The following is a 21974-nucleotide window of genomic DNA, read 5'->3' on the forward strand; positions in this document are numbered from 1 at the left end:
TTTTTATTAAAGAATTCCATAGTATCTCGCCAAGTGTTTTTGTTATGGATGGAGACCTTTTGTTCTAAGGGTAAATAGATGCGTGAGATTTCTTTGCCGTTTTCTAAATAGTATTCTTCTTTGTAAATAGCATTTGGTAAGTATTCGCTGTGTAGAATATTTTTTAATGCTACGAGTTTTTCCCAACAATTAATACGGTTTTCGAGATGGTCTTCTATATCTAGAGCAATTAATGCAGATTTGTTATCGAAATGAAATTTAAAAGAGACACCTTTCATTTTAGTATTGTATAAGAGCCATTTTCTTGGAAATGACTTCCCAAAGCTGGTCCAAAACCCCTGTCTTAGTAAACGTGATTCTTCTTTAGAAAACATTTAATTTGTATTGTGTGTGTGATAGAATTATTTTTATTTAGTTTAGTTTGTTGTATGGGTTTATATAACTTTTGTTCTTGCGCTATCTTTTTTTTAATTCTTCCGATGCTCTAATAATTCCTTTTTAATTTCCTTTACATTAGCTCACTGAGAGTTCTTGTATAATCTACGAACAGTCTAAAGAATTTAATCATTAGCTAATTTTAGGCTTAAATTAATAATAATTACTCGAAGTTGCGAATTGCAAAAATCCGAGTAATTATATATAAAACGCAATTAAAATACCCAAACAAATCGCAACCAACTTGGATAAATTGAATTTATGACCTTCACCAGTTTCAAATAGAATTGTGGTAGATATATGAAAAAAGATACCAATAACAATAGCATTAACTACGTTTACATAGTCTGCAACAAAGGCTGTGTTATTTGAAATATAAGTACCTAAAGGCGTCATGGTAGCGAATACAGCTAAAAAGCCGGTAATTTGTAATTTACTATAACTAGATTGTAATAAAAAAGCAGTTATTAGTGCAGCAATGGGTATTTTATGAATTAATACACCATATACCATATCGTTATGCTGATGTATAGGAAATCCCTCTAAGAAACTATGAATACATAAACTAATAAATAGCAACCAAGGAAACTGCGTGTTTTCTTTATGAATATGTACATGACCATGCTCTGCACCTTTAGAGAAAAACTCAAGGATAATCTGTAGCAAAATACCAGACATAATAAAGAGACCTGTGCGTTTAGCATCTAAATGCTCGTAAACTTCTGGTAATAAATCAAAGAGTGTAAGTGCTAATAAAAACGCACCACTAAAAGATAACAGAAGTTTGGTATATATAGACTTTTGCTTTTTAGTTAAAAAAGCAATAACGACACCTATGAGGATAGCATATATAGGGAATAAGTACTTATTCATGCTTGCAATTTACTTAAAAATCATAATCAAACGTTCTGATGTTTTAGAATGATAAGGACGTAATTTATAATCTCCAAAAATATCTAATAAATAAACACCAGCTTTTTCAAACAATTCTTGAAAGTCTTCTAAAGTAAACGCTTTTACACGTTCTTGAAATTCATAAGATTCACCATTTGCTTCGAACCTGATATTTTTTATAATATAACCGTCTTTTAGACTTCGTTTTTGATGAAAGTCAATGCCTTCTACTGTTTTTACATTTTCTTCAACTAAATTTTCAAGAATATAATTGACATTCATAAAGTCAATAACACCAAAGCCATAATCGTTTAGTTCAGCTTTAATTGATACAATAGTATCGAGATTACATTTTTCATCTTCAAAATAGCCAAAGCTTGTAAAAAGATTAAAAACTGCAGCGAACGTATCTGGATATGCTTTACTCATATCATGCACATCGAACTTTAGAGTTTCGTTTTCAAATTGTTTTGCATGTATTATGCTTTGCTCTGATAAATCAACACCAGTAATATAATAACCTAAAGTGTTTAAGTACACAGAATGTCTGCCTTTACCACAGGCTAAATCTAAGATTTTACCACCTTCTGGGATGTTAAGGTAATTGGTGAGATTGTCCATAAACCCTTGTGCTTCTGAATAATCTCTGTCTTTATATAAAATATGGTAGTAAGGTGTGTCAAACCACGATGCGTACCATTGTTCGGTTGATTTAGTCATAACATTTCCTGCGAAAGCAGGAATCTTTTTAATTATTGATTGTTACTTAGAGCAAAGCGAAGAATCCCAAAATGGGAATGCTACAACTTTGAACAAAGTTTTGCAATGACGCATCCTATGTAAACTTTTAAGATGTCGTACTGCAAAAATACTGTATTTTTGCAATCTATTTGCTCGCTAAGCGAGATTTGAATTTAATGAAATGATACACATCTAAAACTGATGATGTTTTCAATTAATTCCTAATGAGCTTGCTCTAAGGTATTTTATTTAGCACATGGATAATAATTTTAAGATGGTAGCCAAGACGTTATTTGGCTTCGAAGATATATTAGCAAACGAGCTCACACAACTTGGTGCCATACATGTAGAGAAAGGTGTGCGTAATGTAAGCTTTGTTGGTGATAAAGGCTTTATGTATAAAGCTAATCTAGGACTTAGAACAGCTATTAAAATTTTGAAACCTATTGAGACTTTTAGAGTTGCTAGAGAAGACGATCTTTATAAAAATGTTAAAAACATTAAATGGGAAAATTATCTAAAAGCTACAGGAACATTAGCGGTTGATGCCACAGTGCATAATAGTGTGTTTACACATTCTCAATACACAGCCTTAAAAACAAAAGATGCCATTGTAGATCGCTTTAGAGATATTGATGGTACTCGACCAGATGTAGATTTACGTTTTCCGGATTTAAAAATTAATGTTCATATAGACCGAGAACGTTGTACTATTTCTTTAGACTCATCTGGAGAATCGTTACACAGGCGTGGTTATAAAACAGCGACGAACATTGCACCAATTAACGAAGTGCTTGCAGCTGGTTTAATTATAATGAGTGGTTGGGATGGACAGACCGATTTTATGGATCCAATGTGTGGTAGTGGAACAATGTTAGCTGAAGCTGCTATGATTGCGTGTAATATTCCACCAAACCTAATGCGAAAAGAATTTGCCTTTGAGCGTTGGGTAGATTGGGATGTAGAATTGTTTGAAAAAATTGAAGAATCCTTATTAAAGAAAACGCGCGATTTTCATCATAAAATAGTAGGTTACGATAAGTCTCCTTCTGCTGTTGAGAAAGCGAAAGAGAATATAAAGAATGCACACTTAGAAGAGTTTGTACATATACAGCATGAAGATTTCTTTAAAACTCGAAAAGCTGGAGATAATAAACTCCACATGGTGTTTAATCCGCCTTATGGAGAACGTTTAGAAAACTTAAATGTTGAAGAATTCTACGGTGATATAGGCACCACACTTAAACATGGTTATCCTAATACCAATGCGTGGTTAATTACATCTAATCTCGAAGCCTTAAAGTTCGTTGGACTGCGTCCTTCTCGTAAAATAAAAGTCTTTAACGCAAAACTCGAAGCACGTTTAGTTAAATACGAAATGTACGAAGGCAGTAAAAAGGCTAAGAAGCAGAATTTTTAGCGTTCTAATTCATCTAATTGCATACTATAATCATACTGCAAATCTTCGTGCAATACACTAATTTTTTTCTTAATAGAAAGTATTTGTCTTTCGTACAAATTACTTAAGGTTGTGTTTCTATGTATAGATGGTTTTAAGTCATTTAAGCGTTCGCAGAAATAGAGTAGGAGTTCAACTTCGGTTGATTTTTTTAAGGAGTAGCGACTATAAACTCTAATCTGTCTAAGAATCTTTCTTATGGTCTTCTTCATATAGAAATAACTATCACTATTAATACCTTCGAATAGTTCATCTAAAGATGTTTTTACACTAGCGACATAACCATCTTCATCATGCGATTCAAAAAGTAAATAGGTGAGTAATGCTTTATTCTCTTTTTTGAATTTCCCTAAACGCAAGCATAATTCTAAAAGCTCTTCTTTAGATAAGTGTTTTAGCTCTTTTTTTATGGTGACTATGGATTCTATTTTCATTCTACAAATTTAAAGCTTTTAAAACATTTTGTTTAAAAGTCTGGCCAATAGGAATCGTATGTATATCTACTGTAATTTGATTGCCAGAAAGATGATTCATTCTGTTGAGATTAATGCTGAAGGATTTGTGCGTACGAAGAAAATAATTTGGCAAATTATCAATGAATTTTGAAAACGTGCTATGTGTTGTAATGGTTTTTTCTTTGGTATGTACTTTTACATAATCACCAAAAGCTTCAACAAATAGGATCTCTGTAAAATACAGTTTGTGTAAAGCTTTGTTTTCCTTTAAAACAATAAATTCCTCAAGTTGTGAAGTTGTGTTTTTAGTATTTAACACCTTATTGATTGCAGTTAAGAAGCGCTCGTAAGCTATAGGTTTTAGTAAATAATCAACAGCATTAACTTCAAAACCATCAACAGCATATTGAGGGTAAGCCGTGGTAAAAATAACTGGTGGTGGTTTTTTTAAAGTTTTATAGAAATCTAAACCCGATTGCTGAGGCATATTAATATCTAAAAATAACAAATCTATATTACCATTAAGTTGTAAATACTTAAAGGCTTCAGCAGCATTATTACACGTTGCTTTTAAATCTAAAACATCTGTTTCTTCTACAAAATGTTGAAGCACACGTTGCGAGGATATCTCATCGTCTATAATTAAACAGGTTATAGAATTATTAGTTTTCATTTGTAATAATAAGCTTTACTTTAAATATGTCTTTTGTTTCTTCAACTGTAAATTGATGCTTACTAGGATATACCAAATTTAAGTTATTTCTAAGGTTTTCTATGCCAACTCCAGAATGCTTATCATCAAGGTTGTTTTTAGTATTGAGGTTAGCGTTTGTTATTGTAAACTTAAATTGATTTTCATTTTGAAATAGTTTAATATGAATCGGTGTTTTAGTTTCGCCAGCAATAATGCCGTGCTTATAACTATTCTCTAATAAGGGAAGCAATAGCATTGGGTATATTTTGAATTGTAGATCCTTAACATCAACTTCTAAGTTGGTAGCATTTGGTGTTTCTACACGGTGATTTTGAAAAGGTATATAATTTTTAAGCAGTTCTATTTCATTTTTTAATGTAACACGTTCGGTATCTGAATCGTAAATAACATAGCGCAAAATGTCTGAAAGCTGAACTATAGCTTTTGTTGTACCTTCTTTTTTATCTAGTGCTAAAGCATAAATTACATTTAACGAATTAAATAAAAAATGAGGATTTATTTGCGCTCTTAAAGCCGAGAGTTGCGTCTCTATTTGCAGATTTTTAAGACGAAGAATTTTATTTTCATTAGTATTAAAATAAAACCAATCTTCTGCTAATTTAAAAAGGGTAGTAGCTACTAAAAATATACTAAACACTAAAAGGATATTAGGTTTCGATAAATAGGAAACGAAAAAATAATCCGGAAATAAAGTATCTAAAATAGGCTGCAACAGCCAGCTACTTAAAAGTGCAAAAACAAGTAGATTAATAATAAATGCTGCAAAATAGATCAGGTATTTTTCTTGTTTTAAAAACTTTGGGATTAGAACATAGAAATTAATCACTACAGGAATGGCTAATGCTGATAAAAATGTTACTGTATAAGCATAATCTACAGTAATTGGTGATTTTCCTTTTGCGAAAATGAACAAAAGAATTACGTACGCCAAAGACCACAGCACACCATTAAAAATTAGAGGTCTGTGGTACTTGGTTTTTTTTATTAATGAATTTATATTAAGGCTTTGCATTTACTTTTGTTAAAGTCAATTTATCTGACGATTTCCATTTGCGATCTTCTACTTCATATTTGTCGTATAAGTCTGCTTTCATATATTTTTCTAAAAAAGCATATAATTCTTTTGATGTCGCAGTTAATAAAAGGGTTTCTTCTGGTCCAATATTTTCATGCTTAATTCTAAGTTTACTTTGATCAAACAAATCAGTAATTCGTTCTTCACTTAACCAAGAAAGTGATAAGTCATCATCTGATTTCATATCTAATTTGCTGACAGAGTGTGTTTTTAAAAGATGTTCTGCTGCTAAACTATTAATTTCATTATCGTCAATCTCTATAGGAATAAAATCTATGAAATATTGCTCTCCTATTTTAAACGGCATAGCAATAAATCCTGCTTCATTATCATTTTTTATATAGTTTACATAATAACCCTCCTTATAGGTTTCTAAAGCACTTAAATCTTCTTTAGAAAATTCGGTTCCTTCTTTTCGGTCTTGTTCAAATTTATCTTTTATCGATTCTACAATCCATTCTCCTTTTTTATTGTCTATCCAATTCCCTAGAAGTTTCTCGTTAAAGCTCAAACTATCTTGGGTATAAAAAGGTTGCAGTGATTTAACAATGCATGAGCTAAAGAGTAAAACAGCTAAGACTAATATAATTCCTTTGGTTTTCATAATACAACGTTTTAAAAATTTTAGCTAAACTCTTCATATTTGCTTTGTGCTGCAACAAATTTCGATAAACAAGATGTAACTACTGTCAAACAATTTAACACAAAAAAATAGAGAAGACAAAAGCCTTCTCTATTATGATTTATTATGTTCTGCTAATTAACTTTTGCAATACTCATCTACAATTTGTTTTAAGTTATCTAGGTTGCTTAAATCGAAATCACCATTTTTAATATCTTCAGCTAAGCTTTTACAGTTAGCAATATACTTTGCTAGTTTTGTTGATACTTTATCATTCTTTCTTCCATCTAGCATAAAGCCTTCTTTCTTGTCAGAGAATTTTAAAACATAAGTACCTTCTTCACCTGGCTTAGATAATACTAGATGACCATTGTTTTCATAAATAATTTCATAGAAATAAGAGTTGTCAAACCCAAAGTTAGATGCATTAGAAAGCTTCTTAAGCGCATTTCCTTTAGTTTTCATACCCATAAAACACTTTTCTATGCCTTCATCGTTTGCACAGAATTTTGCATTATCCTTAGCCGCGAATTTTTTAATACGTTCTCTATTCTTTTCGTTCTTGTATTTTACGCTTACAAACTTCCCGAATTTGTCAATAGAATTCATCTCAGACAAGCCAGCTTGCTGTTGTTCTGGGTTAATCTCAAGTTTTTCAAAGATGGCATAAACAATACCTTTGTAAGTCTTTCCATCTTCGTCTGTAATTGTTCCATCAACACCATACAAATTGATACTCTGCTCTTTTGCTACTTTAACACGTTCTTTATGTAAGCGTGCTTTATAAGCTTTTGCCTCGTGTTGTAACTGATAACCTCTGCCTAATAATTCTTCAACAAATATTTGAGCAAATGATCTTGAGAAACGACCCGTCATCATTGTGCGAGACCCGTAATCGAATTTAAATTCTTCATCTGTATAGGTTGTTGCATCTACATCAGTACAAGTCGAACAACCTTTTGCTGTACCAACTGTTATACGATCTAAATCCTGAACCGTATATGTGTTTTGAGAATAGTAAACCTTACCAGCAATTTTTGTACCTCTAGAGCCACCGAATAGAATAGTACCATCATCTTTTACAAATGGATTGTACTTACCAACTGTTTTTTGTCGCTCTGCTTCATCTGTCTTAGCAGACACAACGGCTTTAGCATATTTATCACTCAATATTTCGCGCTCTACAGTAAAGAACTCATCTACCTTTGCCATATCTATACCACTAGTTGTAATCAGTTCGTATTTTTCGCTGAGTAGCTTTATAACAAGTTTAGTAACACTAAATGAAGTCATTAATACTTCGTAAGGAATCTCAGTTTTCTTACCCTGTGCAGATGTTACTTCTAGCCATTGAAAACCTTCTAAATTAGATGCAGACATTCCTTTAAAAACCACATCAAAGGCTTTTTCGCCTTTTAGAGTTGAAAACTTGTAGTTGTCTCTCAATTTAGTGTCAATTTTGGCAACTTCTTTGCCATCGAAAGTAACAATGCCTTTTTTTACTTTAATTTTTTGACCGAAACTTAATAATGGAAGTGTTATTAATAAGGCAAGAATAATTCTTTTCATGTTTTTTTAATTAGAGTTATAGAGTGCTATTCTGAAAATGTGCTCAGAAGCAATTAGCATGCGAAAATACAATAATTAGACCGTTTTTAAATATTCTAGTTTTTTATATAATTGTAATGCCTTCTAATAGAGTTTTTAACTCTAAATAATCTAAAAACACCAACTAATAATATAATTACAGATGCGACTATGAGAATGATACCATAGGATTTTAAATCTGAAAAGAATTCGAGTTTTAGTATTGTAACACCTGTGCCTAGAATTACTAAAAATGTTCTAAAATAAGCTAGAAACGTACGTTCGTTAGCTAGTTTGGTACGCTCTATAGCTAGCCAATCGCGTGTAATTAATACTTTTTCTTTTTCTGTTTTATCGTTAGACATTAAAAATCACCTTTTAATAGATTAATACTTACTGTAGCTAACTCGCTATCAGGAAATCTGGCAAAATGTGAGTCGTCTGGTTTTAAACCTGCTTTTGTTGCTACTTCTTTAAAGACATCTACTTCTAGTATGTACTGATCGCTATAACCATGTGTAGCATCATAAGCTGTAGCTGGAGTTTTTCCTAAGTTTTCTGAAGTAAGTTTTGGGTTTATAGTATGAAGCTCAATAATTAAAAGACCAAATTTCTCCACATAAGGTTTCCATTTACTGAGATGTTCTAGAAGAGATGCTTCCACGGCAATATTACTAAGCATCTTACCATTATGAGCATAAGCACCAGAAGAATTACTTATAAAATTATAGTTGTGTTTAGGTGCTTCCCATACACGATTATGATCTAAGAAAGTACGTACATTGAGTAAGTCGTTTAAATCTATATTGTAATCTTCTTTTAAGTCAGATGCCAAAAGATCTGGTCGTCCAATATCTCCCCAAATTACTTTGGCCCAAATATCTGCTTTTATAAGGTTTGCTCTTGTGACTTTAAGTGCAGCCTTGTTAAAGTCCGCGCCAACCAGCAACAGAGGATGTTCGTCAAGTAATTTACCGCGTAAGGTTTGTTGGTCAATTACGTTAAAAATATGTTCTATAAATGCTCCATTACCACAGCCCATATCCAAAATGCCTTTTGGCTGCTTATCTATTGGTCTATTAAATAGATCGATTATAACTTCGTCGATAACCTTAAAATATGTTGTATGTGCACCTCCGCTTCCCCAAACATTCATTTCGCGATGTACATGTTTTTCTGTATCTTCTGGTGATGCTATTTTTAAAACTAAAGGATTTCCAAAAATGAGTTCGTCTAGTTGTAAAAAAGTGGGCACGTATGAAACTGTAACTCCATAAGCACTAGCGCGTTTAGCAAAGAATAAGCCTTTGTCTGTAAATTGATAAGTATTCTTCTTTTTAATAAACCATCCTAAATGCGCTAAGAAGTCTAATATTTTTTTGAAACTTTCAGGATTTTTATGATACTCTTCTGCTGTAAAGGAAGCTTCCATAAAATATTTATGGAATAAACCGTTAACTCCTAACAATACAATTATTGGTCCGGCAATAACACCTTCTATATGTTTTAAAATTTGATATTCAATCGAATCCTCATTAGAAACTTCTATATCATAATTCGTTTCAAATCTTTTAAATATGCGTTCTAATACAATAAAGGCATCTGTGCTAATTGTTTTTTCATGAGCAAAACGATCAGAGTACTTTAAAAGATGTATAGCATCTTCATATAAATGAATTAATTTAAAAGCAACACTAGAGTTTTTATTCACAGAATAGGTTATAGCGTTCGTATTATTATCTAAATGCTGTTCTAACCAACCTTGAGAACAAATTACGCGCAAGGCAACATTAAGATAGCCTTCATTTGCATTAAATGTATCTGATAAAGTTTTTAAAGTAACTTCTTGGTGTTTTAAAATATAGTTTAGAACATCTTTTTTATGAAGTGCGTATGCAGATGCAGATGTAGCAATACCATCTAAGTGTCTAAAAATGGTACTTCTTAGTTTAGATTTATCGGATTTTGTAAGCATATAAGATTGGTTTGTTATAAATATAAAAAAACCATCACGTAAGTAATGGTTTTTAATATATAAATAATATTTAAGTGTTACCGCAACTTTGGAAAGTCTGTAGGACTCAATTCGTGCATAACCTCATAAATTGATTCAAAAATATCTTCAACAGAAGGTTTTGAAAAATAATCACCGTCAGTACCATAAGCAGGTCTGTGAGGTTTTGCAGCTAGTGTTTTTGGCTGGCTGTCTAAATATTGAAATCCGCTTTGCTTGTTTATTATTTCATTAAGAATATAAGCAGAAGCACCACCTTCTGTATCTTCGTCAATGACCATTACCCGATTGGTTTTTGCAATACTTTTAACAATGTCGTGGTTTAAGTCAAATGGTAATAAAGACTGTACATCAATAATTTCTGCATTTATACCAACTTCTTGTAATTCTTTAGCAGCTTGTTCAACTAAGCGAAGTGTAGATCCATAAGACACTAATGTAATATCATCTCCTTCCCTTACTGTTTCAACAATGCCAATTGGTGTTCTAAACTCACCAATATTATTAGGTAACTTTTCTTTAAGTCTGTAACCATTTAAGCATTCTACAACTAATGCAGGTTCGTCACTTTCTAGTAAAGTGTTGTAAAAACCAGCAGCTTTAGTCATGTTTCTTGGAACAAGTACATGAATTCCTCTTATGAGATTTAAAATACCACCCATTTGAGAACCAGAATGCCATATACCTTCTAAGCGATGTCCACGAGTTCTTACAATTAATGGTGCTTTTTGACGCCCTTTAGTTCTGTAATGCACGGTTGCTAAATCATCGCTCATTATTTGAAGTGCGTACATAACATAGTCTAAATACTGAATTTCTGCAATAGGACGTAAGCCTCTCATTGCCATCCCTATACCTTGACCGATTATAGTAGCTTCTCTTATACCTGTATCAGAAACTCTTAGCTCTCCATGTTTCTCTTGCAGACCTTCTAAGCCTTGATTTACATCTCCAATATAACCAGCATCTTCTCCAAAAATTAAAGCCTCTGGATAGTTACTGAAAATAGCATCAAAATTTTCTCTTAGAACCACACGTCCATCTACTTCCTGAGAATCTGAATTGTAAGTTGGTAAGATCTCAGATTGGTTTAATGCACTTAAGCTAGATTCACTGTGTAGGTGAGAACTGTATTTTGGCTGTATAGTTTTTAAATAGGTATTTATCCAATTTTGAAGAGCAAGCTTTTCTGAGGATTTTTCGGATACAACATAACGTAAAGATTTACGAGTTGCAGAAAGAATATCTCTACGCAAAGGTTCTTCTTTCTCAGCTAAATCATTTCTTAGCTTTTTAATAAATACACCATTAGGGCTCGATGAAGCTAACATATCTAGAAGGCTAATAGCTTCATTACACTCTCCTAAAATTGGTTTTATAAAAGTGGCCCAAGCCGCTTTTTTGCCTTCTCTAACCGTTTTCTTTATTTCTTTATCTAAAGTTGTTAATTCCTCATCTGTAGCAATATTATTGCTAATCATCCATTTGCGCATTTGCACGTTACAATCGTATTCCGATTCCCAAGCTAACCGTTCAGTATTTTTATAACGCTCGTGTGAACCAGAAGTAGAGTGTCCTTGAGGTTGTGTTAATTCTTGAACATGAATCATTACAGGAATATGTTCTTTTCTAGCCACTTGTGCAGCACGTTGGTAAGTGTCAATAAGCTCTGGATAATTCCATCCATTCACTCTAAAAATTTCGTAACCTTTATGATCCTTATCGCGTTGAAATCCTTTTAAGATTTCTGAAATATTTTCTTTTGTAGTTTGATGCCTTGCGTGAACTGAGATACCGTATTCATCATCCCAAACACTTATAATCATTGGCACTTGTAAAACACCAGCGGCATTTATAGTTTCAAAAAACAAGCCTTCGCTCGTACTTGCATTACCGATGGTTCCCCATGCAATTTCGCTTCCTCCAACAGAAAAGTTAGTAGTGTCAATACCTTTAACATTTCTATAAATTTTTGATGCTTGAGCTAAACCTAATAATCTAGGCATCTGACCTGCTGTGGGTGAGATGTCTGAACTCGAATTTTTTTGTTGAGTAAGGTTTTTCCAATGGCCATTTTCATCTAAACTATGTGTAGTGAAATGTCCTCCCATTTGCCTGCCAGCAGACATAGGTTCTTCTTTTAAATCTGTATTAGCATATAAGCCAGCAAAAAATTGTTCTATTGTAAGTTGGCCAATGGCCATCATAAAGGTTTGGTCTCTGTAATAACCAGATCTAAAATCTCCATTTATAAAAGCTTTTGCCCAAGCAATTTGCGGAATCTCTTTACCATCTCCAAAAATGCCAAATTTTGCTTTACCTGTTAAAACTTCCCTACGACCAAGTAAACTACATTCTCGACTAGTAACTGCAAGTTTATAGTCGTTTAAAACTTCTGCTTTAAAATCTTCAAAAGTGATTTCAATTTTGGTGTTAGGGTTTATCTTCATAGGTCAACTTTTAGTCATGCAAATTTAGGGATTTTAACAATCTCATGCAATAGCACTAAACGTTATAATTTTAATAAATTGTTAGTAAAGAGCATTAAAATATAATAATTATATAAAATAAATTAAAATTTTAACACTTTGGTAAGAATTTGTTAATACCACTTTCTTCTAAATAGACCTAAAAGAACTTGAGGGTCTACCGTAAACTTAAAGCGAATAAACTGATCATAATTTGGTTGTCCTATTTCCCAACCAAGGTTAGAATAGATAGGCAAGTAAATTTCGAAATAATCTTCTACGAGATTAAGTCTAATACCAGAATCATATACAAATTTAGCAGAACTAAATTTGCTTTTTACTAAGCCAACATCGCCATAGGCTTGGATATATCTCCATATTGATGTACTAAAGTTCGCTGTAGTCATCCATTGGTTTGCAAATGGTGTTGCTAGCTTAGATTTAAAACCACCTTCAGCAATTATAATTTGCTGACTGAATAAACCTGCAGCTTCAGAACGACCTAAATAATTTAGATCAAATAAGTAATCCGTTGGTCTGTCTAAAGCAAAACTAAAATAGTCTGAATTTGGATCTGTATTGTTATCCAAAAAGAATCCAGCAAAAAATCTAAAATTTATATTTCTATTGTTCTTTGTTAGTTTTCTATATTCATAATTTAAAGACAACTTACTAAAGCGATCTGCGATTTGAAAATCTGTATTGAATTTAGAAAAATTAATTATCCCAGGATTAGAATGTGTGTATCTTAAATTAAAAACGCCATAATCTGGCTCATCAATTTCGATGATTGCATTTGGCCCTATATCTCTGCTAATACTTACATATCTTGCTGTAATCTGGTCTATTTTATCTGACCTAAAATCATTATTGTCTCTAAACCTGAAAGATATTGAAGGTCTTATCCTTGTAAAAAATGCATCTTCTGCAAAAGATTGGTAGCCTGCAGAAATACCGTATGTAATATCAAATAAATTTCTATTTTCAATATTATGAGTATAAAATATAGAGGTAGAGCCTGTTATAGAATTAGATTTTGTGGCATATTGAGGTGAAAACCTATAATTGAGACGTTTTCTAAGAATGGTTTTGTTGTAAACCTTAGTTCCTAAAGTTAATCCGTCATAGATGTTTTTAAATTCAACCAATGGCATAAAGAAAATTTGATTATAATCTGGGTCTTCAATATCCTTAAATACTCTAAATTGAAGGGGTTTATTATTAATAAAAGTACCATTTACCGATTTATAATTGTCTCGCCGATTAAATTCTGGCACCACATTATCATAGTCTAAAACAAACTTTTCTGTTTGATCTTTTTGTAAACTTATTGTTTTGGTGCCTTTTATGTTTTCTACCCATAATTTACCTATAACAGAATCATTTGTTAATTTAAAAAGGGGAATAGGCATACTATTGTTTCTTTTGTTTCTAAGCGTAATTTTTATAGAATCTTTAGTTGTTTCTATATCTTTAATCTTGAAATCGATTTTCTTTCTTGTATTTATATAATCTGTAAAGAACCAATCAATGTTTTTAGACGTTTTAGACTTAATAAAAGCTTCAAAATCATCAATACTTATTGCTTTTAATTTATTGTTTTGAAGAAATTCTGTTATACTTTCTCTTAGTGTAATATCATCTGCAAATTGATCTAAATAATTTAAACCAATACCAGCTTTATATTTTCCAGCAATATTGGCATTGAATTTTATAAGAGAATCCTTTGACATGGTTAATGGCTGATCTCTGTTTTTTCTTGCGACTTCCATTGAATATAGGAAGTATTGAAAATTGAAATCTAAATCCGCTGCATGAAAAGCTCTAATTCCCCATATATTAGCTAAGGTTCCAAGCAGCTTCATGTCTGGATAATTTTCTTCAACATATTTTATTAAAAAATAAATTTGAAGCCCTTCACTTAACCAATGTTCTTTTCTAGGATTAAGTAATAGTATATTGTTAATGTATTTTTTTAGAGATGTTTTTAACAGTTTTAATTCGTATTGAAAATCATCTGGAAAAGGGCGAAAAAAATCAGGTAATTGATTTAAACCATAGAGTGGATTCTTACCATACTCAATTTTAGATACTAATAATTGCTTATGAGGATACGTCCCTATATTTTTAGTTAGAAACCGTGTGATTTTATCTGTTATTACTGCCTTTTGGCTACCTGAAAAATCTTTTTCGTTAATGTTAGAGATTACTATAAAATCGTCAGTTTGCACATAGCGATATTGTGGTAATTTACTGAGAGACAAATAGGTGTCTACTCTGTCTATTCCGCTTAAAATTGTAGTTTGCGTTTTGCTTGCATAATCTGGATTCATTGCAATAACATCCAATTCAGACGTTGCTCTATAATTTAACGGATGTGTAATGGTGAGTGTAATATCTGTTTTAGGAACAAATAAATCGTCTAAATTTTTATTACTGTAGTAATTCCATTTTCCGTTGTAAACAGCTGGTGTAAGATACCAGTATTTAAGTTCAAAGTCTTTATTTTTTGTAAAGCCATAATCTGTAAAAGTAGCATCTGGTAATGCAAGAATGTACTTTAGACTTAGGTTGTAAGATTTACCTGGTAGTAAAGGTGTTTTTAAAACAACTTTTATAACGTCTGGATGTTCTTTTAGATTGTTGTATTCTAAGAACTGATTCTCATTATCTTTAATAGATGTTACAATAGTGTAACCTCTTTGTTCGCTTTTAGCTAAATGAAACTTGGTGCTAAACTCTTCTTCAAATCGTTTTGCAAGTGGTGTTTCTTTAGTGGAATAACTATTATTCCAGTCGTTTAAATAGATTTCTTTTAAAGTATGGTCAGTATTATTTTTATAAACTATAGTATGAGATATGGTTATGGTTTTTGTTTCTACATCTACAATAGCATCAATGCTCATTTTATTTTGAGATGCTAAAGCATTACAAAAAAATAGAAAAACTAACGGTATGTATAGTTTTCTAATCAATTATAAATTATAAATTTAAGTGGTTTTATATTTTGATTAGGAATTGCTAAAAAGTATAATCCATTAGATAAATCTGAAACATCGAATTGTTGTTTATAGTCTGAACTTATAGGTAATGTCTTCACCTTTTGACCTGTGCTATTATATATAATTAAATAGTTGTTTTTTAGCTTAATTGAATTAACATAAACAATTAATTCATAGTCTGTTATTGTTTTTTCTATACTAAAATTAGCCAAAACCGAAACGTCATTAACACTAAGTAAGGTAGCATCTATCTCTAAAGATAATGTAACAGGAAGATGATCACTAAAATTGTGTAAAGCGTCTCTAACTGTAAACGAAAATTGTGAACCAGCAATACCGCAGTCCGATGAATTTATAGCACTATTATAGCAAGAAAACAAACTATTATTTCCATACACTTGGTAAGAATTTGCTACATAAGTAATATTTGTTGTGTTAATCATATTCTCAGAAGTTAAGATAAAATCGAAACGATCATCAAAACCTCCTGTACTGCCTCCAAATCCATTTTGTGTACGTGTAGATTGTGTAAATACATCTACAAAATTCGGATTGTTGTTCCAACTACCAACACGATTTGCAGGATCAGCAAAAGTAATGTTATTAGTATTATCTAATAATTCTTGAAAGGCTGGTTCTGAAGCTGTGTAAATATTTAAATCTCCACCTAAAAGCACATTTGTATCTGCAGGAAGTGTATCTAAATAGTTCTCTAACGCTACAACCATATCAAAACGACGTTGCGCATTTAAAGTTCCACTTGACGCTTTTAGATGACAAACAACAACATAGAACTCTATAGGATTTGTGTCTTGATCTGTAGTGTTTAATTTAAGCCTATAGATATTAAAATCTCTTAAAGCTGTTGGTACTATAATCTCTTCTTCTAAAATGAATTTTGTACTATCGTAATACAACAAGTTTTGTAAGTCGTTTTGATTACCAGCAAAATCATCAGAGGTGTTAGAAACATAAGTTGCCATCTCAAAATTTGAATTGATAGCAGTTCTACATATGTTTAAGACATTATTTGCTCCTGTAATATTATTTAATTCGCAAACTAAAAATAGGTCTGGTTGATAGTCTGAAAGGGTTAACTCCAAGTCATCTTCGCGATTGGGAACAGCATCTTCTAATGGATAGTTTAGGAGATTATAAAACATTACTTTAAAGGTCTCTTGTGCAGAGACATTTGAAGTAGAAAGTATTCCAATTAAGAAGAATCCAAATATGCTCTTTTTCATAGCAGTGAGATAGTTTAGGATGTTCTTAGAAATTAGGACTTAAGCCCGATTCTTTATAAAATGCATTAAGGATATCTATAACCTCATCAGCAGTATCTACCATATGTATTAAATCTAAATCTTTTGCGCTGATATTACCAGCGTCAAGAAGCGTAGTTTTAACCCATTCCATTAGCCCTCCCCAAAATTCTACGCCAACTAAAATAATTGGAAACTTCTCAATTTTATGAGTTTGTATTAGTGTTATGGCTTCAAATAATTCGTCTAGTGTACCAAAACCTCCTGGCATTACTACAAAACCTTGGGAGTATTTAACAAACATCACTTTACGCACAAAGAAGTAATCAAAATCTAAACTCTTGTCATTATCTATATACGGATTATCGTGTTGCTCAAAAGGCAATTCAATATTTAAACCAACAGAAGTTCCTCCTGCAATATGCGCTCCTTTATTACCAGCTTCCATAATACCAGGTCCACCACCAGTAATAACTCCGTAACCATGATCTACTATTTTAGAAGCTACCTCTTCAGCAAATTTGTAGTATTTATGTTTTGGTTTTGTTCTTGCAGAACCAAAGATGGAAACACATGGTCCAATCTTACTCAGTTTTTCATAGCCATTAACAAACTCTCCCATAATCTTGAAAATTGCCCAAGAGTCGTTTGTTTTTATTTCGTTCCAACCTTTATTTTTATGTTCTATTCTCATTTGTTTAATATTTAGTATTCAGTCATCCGTCTCGACAACTTGCTAATATAATTCTTTTAATATCACTAAGACAAGTAGAGTAATATATTATTAATTCAACTCTTTTTTTAAAAACTTAGCTGTATAGCTCTTCTTATCTTTTATAATTTGTTCTGGTGTGCCTTTAGCAACAATGTTCCCTCCACTTTTTCCACCTTCATAGCCGATGTCTATAATATAGTCCACGGTTTTAATTACATCTAAGTTGTGCTCAATAATTAACACAGTATTACCTTTATCGGCTAACTTGTTAAGAACCTTCATTAATACTCTTATGTCTTCAAAATGTAATCCTGTGGTGGGTTCGTCTAAAATATAAAAGGTATTACCAGTATCTCTTTTACTTAATTCGGTAGCCAATTTTATACGTTGTGCCTCACCACCAGAGAGCGTAGTACTTTGTTGACCAAGTGTTATATAACCTAAACCTACATCTTCTATGGTTTTTAGCTTTCTATGAATTTTAGGTATATGCTCAAAGAAACTTACGGCTTCTTCAATGGTCATATTTAAGACATCACTTATAGATTTGCCTTTATATCTAATTTCTAGTGTTTCACGATTAAAACGTTTGCCTTGGCATGTTTCACATTCTACGTAAACATCTGGTAAGAAATTCATCTCAATAACACGTAAACCACCACCTTGGCATGTTTCGCAACGTCCTCCTTTTACATTAAAACTAAAACGACCTGGTTTGTAACCACGTATTAACGCTTCTGGAATTTTAGAATATAAGCTTCTTATTTCGCTAAAGGTTCCTGTATAAGTCGCAGGATTACTTCTTGGTGTTCTACCAATTGGTGATTGGTTAATGTCTATCACCTTATCTGCATGTTCTAAGCCTTTTATACTTTTGTAGGGCATCGGTTTTTTAACACCATTAAAGTAATGTGCATTAAGAATAGGGTAGAGGGTTTCGTTAATTAAGGTCGATTTTCCGCTTCCCGAAACACCAGTAACTCCTATCATTTTTCCTAACGGAATTTCTATATCAACGTTTTTTAAATTGTTTCCTGTACAACCTTTTAAAACTATTTTTTTACCATTGCCTTTACGTCTTGTTTTTGGAACCTCAATTTCTTTTTCGCCATTGAGATATGCTGCAGTAAGTGTATGCTCTTTTAATAATTGCTCTGGTGTGCCTTCACTAATAATTTCTCCTCCGTGTTTTCCTGCAAACGGACCAATATCTATCACATGGTCTGCACGCACAATCATATCTTTATCATGCTCTACAACAATCACCGAATTGCCAACATCACGAAGTGAAATCAATGAATTAATCAATTTTTCATTATCGCGCTGGTGCAAACCAATACTTGGTTCGTCTAAAATATAAAGGACTCCAACCAGTTGCGAACCAATCTGAGTTGCTAAACGAATACGCTGTGCTTCACCACCAGATAAGGATTTTGAACTTCTGTTTAGTGATAAATAGGTTAAACCAACATCTAATAAAAACTGAACACGATTTCTAATCTCTTTTATAATTTCTTCAGAAATCTTTTGCTGCTTAATAGACAAACGCTCGGTTAAGCTATCTAACCATTCCCCAAGTTCAACGATGTCCATTTTTACAAGCTCAGCTATACTCTTTCCATCTACTTTAAAATATAAGGATTCTTTACGCAGACGAGAACCTTCACAAACCTCGCATTCTACTTTATCCATATATTCTTTAGCCCAACGTACTAAAGACATGGAGTTAGATTTGTACTGGGATTCTATAAAGTTTGCAACACCTTCAAAATCGATGTTGTAATTTCTTGCCACACCAAGTAGTTTACTTTCTACAGTAAACTTATCTTTTCCGCCATATAGTATAATCTGTTTCGCTTCCTCCGGAATGTCTTTCCATGCATCACCTAGAGAAAACTCAAAACGTTGTGCAATGGTATCGAACTGCTTAAATATCCAGCTTTTCTTTTGTGGACCATGAGGTGCTAAGGCTCCATTTTTAATAGATAAGGATTTATCTGGCACTAATTTTCTTGGATTAACTACATATAATTCGCCAATACCATTACAGCTTTGGCAAGCACCTTTTGGTGAGTTAAAGGAGAAGTTATTAGGTTCTGGGTTGGGATACGAAATACCAGAAGAAGGACACATGAGATTCCGACTAAAATAGCGTGACTCATTGGTGTCGTGGTCAATAACAATTAATACATCATCGCCATGGTACATCGCAGTATTAATGGATTCCATGAGACGTTCTTCGTTATCTTTAGACTCATCAATTTTTAGTCGATCAATAACTATTTCTATATCATGGGTTTTGTAACGGTCTAGTTTCATGCCTTTTTCAAGGTCAACAATTTCACCATCAGTTCTCACTTTTACAAAGCCTTGTTTTGCAATTTGTTCAAACAATTCGCGATAATGTCCTTTACGAGAGCGCACTACAGGAGATAATATATTGATACGTTTGCCCTTGTAAGATTCTAGTATTAATTCTTTAATCTGTTCGTCGCTATAGTTTACCATTTTCTCTCCAGTCTCGTAACTATAAGCATCTGCTGCTCTTGCAAATAACAAGCGCAAAAAATCATAGATTTCTGTAATAGTACCTACGGTAGAACGTGGAGATTTACTGGTTGTTTTTTGCTCTATGGCTATCACAGGAGATAAGCCATCAATTTTATCTACATCTGGGCGTTCTAGATTCCCTAAAAACTGACGTGCATAAGCCGAAAACGTTTCGATATAACGGCGTTGACCTTCTGCATAAATGGTATCGAAAGCTAATGAAGATTTACCACTACCAGACAACCCAGTGATAACCACCAGTTTCTCTCTAGGTATAGAAACATCAATGTTTTTAAGGTTGTGGACGCGTGCACCTTTTACCTCAATAGAATCGTTGAATTGGCTCATAAATTTGCAAAAGTGCAAAGGTACAATTTTTAGATGTTAAATTGTAGTGATGGTTTGGGTGGTAATGTTTAGTTCTGAAATAAAATAACTGAGTAATTTGCCAAACCCTTTCCAATCAAAGAACTTTTATTATATGTAAATTGCCAAAGCAATTGACCATCACTAACAACCAATGTCAAAAAAAAGTAGTATAATTAAAGCCATACAAAAACTTATAGAAGCCATTCTCAAAGCACTTGGACAAGGCAGTACTAAAAAAAGAACATGGCACCAACACGTCGTTCCTTATAAAGAAGATTGGGCAGTGCGCAGAGAAGGCAATAAACGTATCACCTCCAAGCACAGAAAGCAAAGTACAGCGATTAGCAAAGCCAAAACCCTAGCAAAACGACACAAGGCAGATGTTATTATACATCGTGCTAGTGGTGGCATTCGTGACCGGATTAGCTATACAGATTAATCACTATAATCAGCAATACAAAAACTCGTATATTTAATTATAAAACGCCTTGTATTTTGTAGGGCATTTTTTATCTTTAGTGTCCAATAATTAATTTCTTAGTTAACCAGAATACAACCTCATATTGAGGCGCTATAATTTTACACAAATTTTAATGTCCGAAGACCAAAAACAACAACTGCTAAAACAAACGCTATGGAATATTGCCAACGACCTTCGTGGTAATTATGGATGCAGACGATTTTAGAGATTATATACTAGGCTTTATTTTTTATAAATATTTAAGTCGAAAAATGGAACTCTACGCCAACGTTATTTTAAAACCAGATGGTTTAGATTACTACACTGTAGAAGCACATTCTGAAGCCGAAGCAAACTCGAAGCAATTTCATCAAACGAAGTAAATTCTCAAAACAATTTCCCCGATTGGGAAGAGAAGCGGTTGGGAGAGGGTGGAAAGATTGTTTCAGGTTTAACGTATAACCCTAATGATATTGTTGATGAAGAAAATGGAGTTTTAGTATTAAGGTCATCCAATGTTCAAGATGGCAAGCTATCATTTAAAGATAATGTTTATGTGAAAGTTTATAGTTTCAATCCTGTTCAAAAAGAAGATGTGCTAATATGCGTTAGAAATGGAAGTAAAAGATTAATAGGTGAAAATGCAATTATAGTTGATAAATATGAAGGACTTGCTTTTGGTGCTCTTATGACAATTTACAGAAGTAAATACAATAGTTTTCTTTTCCATTATTTTGGTTCAGAAGAATATAATAAGGAGGCACATAAAAATTTTGGAGCGACAACTAATTCTATCAATGGAAATGATTTGAAGAAATTTAAAGTTCCATTTCCATCCTTAAATAACAACTAAAAATAGCGGATTATTTAAGTGCTATAGATGCAAAAATAGAAGACGTACAAACTCAAATAACCAATACTTGGCAGTTTAAAAAAGGGCTGTTGCAGCAGCTGTTTGTTTAAAAAGCGTACTGTCATTGCGAGAAGTGAGGCACGAACGACGAAGCAATCTCATGAAAAGGAGTACGATTAAACAGGTTGCTTCGGCAAAAAAGCCTCGCAATGACGAAAGCGAGAAGCAGATTGCTTCACTGCGTTCGCAATGACAGGCAGAGGGCAATGACGTAACAAAACTATTTGTTTAAAAAATT

Annotated in this window: 18 protein-coding genes and 1 pseudogene; 4 read left to right on the forward strand and 15 right to left on the reverse strand. The window is 32.5% G+C overall.

Features of this window, described 5'->3' with window-relative positions; genetic code table 11:
• The 3 genes from AAC053_RS09135 to AAC053_RS09145 all read right to left on the reverse strand — a co-directional run.
• Positions 1-374: DUF4268 domain-containing protein (locus tag AAC053_RS09135; RefSeq protein ID WP_339755543.1), on the reverse strand; the 374-nt coding region annotated here is incomplete at its 3' end.
• 259 nt (positions 375-633) lie between these two features.
• Positions 634-1308, reverse strand: a complete 675-nt coding sequence (locus tag AAC053_RS09140; RefSeq protein ID WP_339755544.1) for a ZIP family metal transporter — start codon at positions 1306-1308, stop codon at positions 634-636.
• 9 nt (positions 1309-1317) lie between these two features.
• Positions 1318-2049 carry a methyltransferase domain-containing protein gene (locus AAC053_RS09145; RefSeq protein WP_339755546.1) on the reverse strand — a complete coding sequence of 244 codons (732 nt, stop codon included), beginning with the start codon at positions 2047-2049 and terminating at the stop codon, positions 1318-1320.
• Between the two features lie 277 nt (positions 2050-2326).
• On the opposite strand from AAC053_RS09145, the gene AAC053_RS09150 reads away from it, so the two are divergent.
• On the forward strand, positions 2327-3490 hold the full coding sequence (locus AAC053_RS09150) for a THUMP domain-containing protein (protein WP_339755548.1): 1164 nt from the start codon (positions 2327-2329) through the stop codon (positions 3488-3490).
• Here the strand turns inward: AAC053_RS09150 and AAC053_RS09155 are convergent.
• The 12 genes from AAC053_RS09155 to uvrA all read right to left on the reverse strand — a co-directional run bounded on the left by AAC053_RS09155 (position 3487) and on the right by uvrA (position 20342).
• Complete coding sequence (locus tag AAC053_RS09155) at positions 3487-3963, reverse strand: hypothetical protein (protein ID WP_339755550.1); 477 nt, start codon at positions 3961-3963, stop codon at positions 3487-3489. The two genes, AAC053_RS09150 and AAC053_RS09155, sit on opposite strands and share 4 nt — an antisense overlap.
• A gap of 1 nt (position 3964) precedes the next feature.
• Positions 3965-4657: a LytTR family DNA-binding domain-containing protein gene (locus AAC053_RS09160; RefSeq protein ID WP_339755551.1), complete on the reverse strand. Its 693-nt coding sequence runs from the start codon at positions 4655-4657 to the stop codon at positions 3965-3967.
• Positions 4647-5711 (reverse strand): sensor histidine kinase, encoded by a 1065-nt coding sequence (locus AAC053_RS09165; protein ID WP_339755552.1) that lies wholly within the window; start codon positions 5709-5711, stop codon positions 4647-4649. The genes AAC053_RS09160 and AAC053_RS09165 overlap by 11 nt, the downstream gene beginning before the upstream one ends.
• Entirely contained in the window at positions 5698-6378 is a 681-nt protein-coding gene (locus AAC053_RS09170) for a hypothetical protein (RefSeq protein WP_339755553.1), read from the reverse strand. Before AAC053_RS09170 ends, AAC053_RS09165 begins: the two co-directional genes overlap by 14 nt.
• 156 nt (positions 6379-6534) lie before the next feature.
• Positions 6535-7965 carry a hypothetical protein gene (locus AAC053_RS09175; protein WP_339755554.1) on the reverse strand — a complete coding sequence of 477 codons (1431 nt, stop codon included), beginning with the start codon at positions 7963-7965 and terminating at the stop codon, positions 6535-6537.
• A 95-nt stretch (positions 7966-8060) separates the two neighbouring features.
• Complete coding sequence (locus AAC053_RS09180; protein ID WP_339755556.1) at positions 8061-8348, reverse strand: DUF202 domain-containing protein; 288 nt, start codon at positions 8346-8348, stop codon at positions 8061-8063.
• A complete protein-coding gene (locus AAC053_RS09185; protein WP_339755558.1) occupies positions 8348-9958 on the reverse strand; it encodes a class I SAM-dependent methyltransferase in 1611 nt (536 codons plus the stop codon). The genes AAC053_RS09180 and AAC053_RS09185 overlap by 1 nt, the downstream gene beginning before the upstream one ends.
• A gap of 77 nt (positions 9959-10035) precedes the next feature.
• Positions 10036-12447 (reverse strand): thiamine pyrophosphate-dependent enzyme, encoded by a 2412-nt coding sequence (locus tag AAC053_RS09190; protein WP_339755560.1) that lies wholly within the window; start codon positions 12445-12447, stop codon positions 10036-10038.
• Positions 12448-12599: 152 nt separating this feature from the next.
• Entirely contained in the window at positions 12600-15371 is a 2772-nt protein-coding gene (locus AAC053_RS09195) for a metalloprotease (protein ID WP_339755561.1), read from the reverse strand.
• Between the two features lie 65 nt (positions 15372-15436).
• Positions 15437-16711, reverse strand: a complete 1275-nt coding sequence (locus tag AAC053_RS09200; RefSeq protein WP_339755562.1) for a T9SS type A sorting domain-containing protein — start codon at positions 16709-16711, stop codon at positions 15437-15439.
• 25 nt (positions 16712-16736) lie between these two features.
• Positions 16737-17423, reverse strand: coding sequence for a TIGR00730 family Rossman fold protein (locus tag AAC053_RS09205; RefSeq protein WP_339755564.1), 687 nt, complete (start codon positions 17421-17423; stop codon positions 16737-16739).
• A 90-nt stretch (positions 17424-17513) separates the two neighbouring features.
• Positions 17514-20342 carry an excinuclease ABC subunit UvrA gene (gene uvrA, locus AAC053_RS09210; RefSeq protein WP_339755566.1) on the reverse strand — a complete coding sequence of 943 codons (2829 nt, stop codon included), beginning with the start codon at positions 20340-20342 and terminating at the stop codon, positions 17514-17516.
• A gap of 172 nt (positions 20343-20514) precedes the next feature.
• Between uvrA and AAC053_RS09215 the strand changes: the two genes are divergently transcribed.
• From AAC053_RS09215 to AAC053_RS09225, 3 genes and pseudogenes are all read left to right on the forward strand, one after another.
• Positions 20515-20802, forward strand: a complete 288-nt coding sequence (locus tag AAC053_RS09215; protein WP_339755567.1) for a DUF2188 domain-containing protein — start codon at positions 20515-20517, stop codon at positions 20800-20802.
• Between the two features lie 154 nt (positions 20803-20956).
• Positions 20957-21164 (forward strand): annotated as a pseudogene (locus AAC053_RS09220) (type I restriction-modification system subunit M N-terminal domain-containing protein); the annotation flags it as partial.
• Positions 21165-21187: 23 nt separating this feature from the next.
• Positions 21188-21676, forward strand: coding sequence for a restriction endonuclease subunit S (locus AAC053_RS09225; RefSeq protein ID WP_339755569.1), 489 nt, complete (start codon positions 21188-21190; stop codon positions 21674-21676).
• The last annotated feature ends 298 nt before the right edge of the window (positions 21677-21974 follow it).

Origin of the sequence: uncultured Winogradskyella sp., from assembly GCF_963975125.1 — a bacterium.
Classification (GTDB): Bacteria; Bacteroidota; Bacteroidia; order Flavobacteriales; family Flavobacteriaceae; genus Winogradskyella.

Bases quoted from the DNA above. Each gene is read 5' to 3' on its own strand.
- AAC053_RS09140 (WP_339755544.1), bottom strand. From the start codon at position 1,308: ATGAATAAGTACTTATTCCCTATATATGCTATCCTCATAGGTGTCGTT.
- AAC053_RS09145 (WP_339755546.1), bottom strand. From the start codon at position 2,049: ATGACTAAATCAACCGAACAATGGTACGCATCGTGGTTTGACACACCT.
- AAC053_RS09150 (WP_339755548.1), top strand. From the start codon at position 2,327: ATGGATAATAATTTTAAGATGGTAGCCAAGACGTTATTTGGCTTCGAA.
- AAC053_RS09155 (WP_339755550.1), bottom strand. From the start codon at position 3,963: ATGAAAATAGAATCCATAGTCACCATAAAAAAAGAGCTAAAACACTTA.
- AAC053_RS09160 (WP_339755551.1), bottom strand. From the start codon at position 4,657: ATGAAAACTAATAATTCTATAACCTGTTTAATTATAGACGATGAGATA.
- AAC053_RS09165 (WP_339755552.1), bottom strand. From the start codon at position 5,711: ATGCAAAGCCTTAATATAAATTCATTAATAAAAAAAACCAAGTACCAC.
- AAC053_RS09170 (WP_339755553.1), bottom strand. From the start codon at position 6,378: ATGAAAACCAAAGGAATTATATTAGTCTTAGCTGTTTTACTCTTTAGC.
- AAC053_RS09175 (WP_339755554.1), bottom strand. From the start codon at position 7,965: ATGAAAAGAATTATTCTTGCCTTATTAATAACACTTCCATTATTAAGT.
- AAC053_RS09180 (WP_339755556.1), bottom strand. From the start codon at position 8,348: ATGTCTAACGATAAAACAGAAAAAGAAAAAGTATTAATTACACGCGAT.
- AAC053_RS09185 (WP_339755558.1), bottom strand. From the start codon at position 9,958: ATGCTTACAAAATCCGATAAATCTAAACTAAGAAGTACCATTTTTAGA.
- AAC053_RS09190 (WP_339755560.1), bottom strand. From the start codon at position 12,447: ATGAAGATAAACCCTAACACCAAAATTGAAATCACTTTTGAAGATTTT.
- AAC053_RS09195 (WP_339755561.1), bottom strand. From the start codon at position 15,371: ATGAGCATTGATGCTATTGTAGATGTAGAAACAAAAACCATAACCATA.
- AAC053_RS09200 (WP_339755562.1), bottom strand. From the start codon at position 16,711: ATGAAAAAGAGCATATTTGGATTCTTCTTAATTGGAATACTTTCTACT.
- AAC053_RS09205 (WP_339755564.1), bottom strand. From the start codon at position 17,423: ATGAGAATAGAACATAAAAATAAAGGTTGGAACGAAATAAAAACAAAC.
- uvrA (WP_339755566.1), bottom strand. From the start codon at position 20,342: ATGAGCCAATTCAACGATTCTATTGAGGTAAAAGGTGCACGCGTCCAC.
- AAC053_RS09215 (WP_339755567.1), top strand. From the start codon at position 20,515: ATGTCAAAAAAAAGTAGTATAATTAAAGCCATACAAAAACTTATAGAA.